Annotated in this window: 3 protein-coding genes; all 3 read left to right on the top strand. The window is 62.6% G+C overall.

All coding sequences use genetic code 11. The features are described from left to right. The coding region (locus VMA74_RS05990) for an S-(hydroxymethyl)glutathione dehydrogenase/class III alcohol dehydrogenase (RefSeq protein WP_325365728.1) at window positions 1-894 on the top strand (894 nt) is incomplete at its 5' end. Window positions 895-914: 20 nt separating this feature from the next. Beyond that, a complete protein-coding gene (fghA, locus tag VMA74_RS05985) occupies window positions 915-1,745 on the top strand; it encodes an S-formylglutathione hydrolase (RefSeq protein ID WP_325365727.1) in 831 nt (276 codons plus the stop codon). A gap of 239 nt (window positions 1,746-1,984) precedes the next feature. Continuing rightward, on the top strand, window positions 1,985-2,227 hold a 243-nt coding region (locus tag VMA74_RS05980), incomplete at its 3' end, for a hypothetical protein (protein WP_325365726.1).

Below are 2,227 nucleotides of genomic sequence, written 5' to 3'. Positions count from 1 at the left end.
GAGGGCGTGACGACGCTGCGGCCGGGCGATCATGTGATTCCCCTGTACACGGCCGAATGCGGCAAGTGCAAATTCTGCCTTTCCGGCAAGACCAACCTGTGCCAGGCGGTACGCGCCACGCAAGGCAAGGGCCTGATGCCGGACAGCACTACGCGTTTCTCCTATCAGGGTCAGCCGATCTATCACTACATGGGCACCAGCACCTTCAGCGAATACACCGTGGTCGCGGAAATCTCGCTGGCCAAGATCGATGCGCAAGCGCCGCTGGACAAGGTCTGCCTGCTCGGTTGCGGCGTGACCACCGGCATCGGCGCCGTGCACAACACCGCGAAGGTGGAGCCAGGCGCCACGGTGGCCGTGTTCGGCCTGGGCGGCATCGGCCTGGCCGTGATCCAGGGCGCGGTGCAGGCCAAGGCGTCGCGCATCATCGGCGTGGATATCAATTCCGACAAGTTCGCGCTGGCGCGCGAGATGGGCGCGACCGAATGCGTCAATCCCAAGGATCATGACAAGCCGATCCAGGATGTGATCGTGGCGCTGACCGATGGCGGCGTGGACTACAGTTTCGAATGCATCGGCAATGTGGACGTGATGCGCGCCGCGCTGGAGTGCTGCCACAAAGGCTGGGGCGAAAGCATCATCATCGGCGTGGCCGGTGCCGGCAAGGAAATCCGCACGCGCCCGTTCCAGTTGGTGACTGGCCGCGTATGGCGCGGCAGTGCCTTCGGCGGCGTGAAAGGGCGCAGCCAGTTGCCGGGCATGGTGCAGCAGGCCATGCGCGGGGAGATCCGGCTCGATCCGTTCATCACGCATCGCCTGCCGCTGGAGCAGATCAACCAAGCCTTCGACCTGATGCACGAAGGCAAGTCGATCCGCACCGTCATTCATTTCTAGGGTTGACCAAGATGACTGCCATGGAACGCATCGAACGTCATGCCTGTTGCGGTGGCTGGCAAGAGGTTTATCGCCATCGCTCCACGGCGGTGGACGGCGAGATGCGTTTTGCCATCTATCTGCCGCCGCAGGCCGAAGATCAAAAGGTGCCAGTCCTCTACTGGCTCTCCGGTCTTACCTGCACCGAACAGAATTTCATCACCAAGGCCGGCGCCCAGCGTCATGCCGCCGAGCACGGTCTTGTCATCGTGGCGTGCGACACCAGCCCGCGCGGCGAGAACGTGGCCAACGACGATGCCTACGATCTGGGCCAGGGCGCCGGCTTCTACCTCAATGCAACAGTGGCGCCGTGGTCGCAGCATTACCGCATGTACGACTACGTGGCGCATGAATTGCCCAAGCTGATCGAGCAGCATTTTCCGGTAACCGACCAGCGCGCCATCAGCGGCCATTCCATGGGCGGCCATGGTGCGCTGACCGTCGCGTTGAAGAATCCCGGGCGTTACTGCAGCGTATCGGCGTTCTCTCCGATCGTGGCGCCATCCTGCGTGCCGTGGGGAGAAAAGGCGTTCACTGCCTACCTCGGCACCGATCGCGAGACCTGGCGCACTTACGACGCTACCGAGCTGGTGAAGACAGCCAACGAAAAACTCCCGTTGTTGGTCGATCAGGGCGATGCGGATGAATTCCTGCAGACGCAATTGCGGCCGGAGCTACTGCAGGCGGCGGCGAAGGCGGCGGGGCATCCGTTCGAGCTGCGGCTGCGCGCCGGGTACGATCACAGTTATTACTTCGTCGCGAGCTTCATCGGCGAGCACGTGGCGTATCATGCGGCGGCATTGCGCGGGTAGCGAATGCATCGGTGTCGTCGCCTGGGCGGCGGACCTTCCTGTACAAGCGTGAAGCCGCACTGGCTTTCACTTGCACGGATTCTTCACGGCGCGCCGCGGTATTCCATGATCCGAGCATCATTCGGGCCTGCCCTCGCGGATGTATGCTAAACCGCGGTCCGAGGGAGAGGAAAGCAGTGTTCTAGGGCCGCGCCGGTTCGAGCGTTCCAGCTGGATTGCCGCCACTGCCCATACCGCCCATGAACATAAACGATTTGATCGTCCTGCCAACGAGCCAGTCCGACACTGTTTTCCTCAAACGCCTGACTGTCGTGCAAGGCGCCTGTCTGTTTGCCGCGGCGTTGATCGCCGTGCTCATTCTGCTCGCCTGGTTCTTCAAGGATCTGCGCCCGGGCTATCCGCATGGCTGGTACCTGATGAAGTTTGATACGGCCGCAGGCATGTTGCTGAGCGCGGCGAGCCTTGCGTTGCTGGCCGCGTCG

The sequence above is a fragment of the Dyella sp. genome (assembly GCF_035508675.1).
Classification (GTDB): Bacteria; Pseudomonadota; Gammaproteobacteria; order Xanthomonadales; family Rhodanobacteraceae; genus Dyella_B.
The sequence above is the reverse complement of the archived record's forward strand: the minus strand, read 5'-3'. Positions and strand labels throughout refer to the sequence as shown.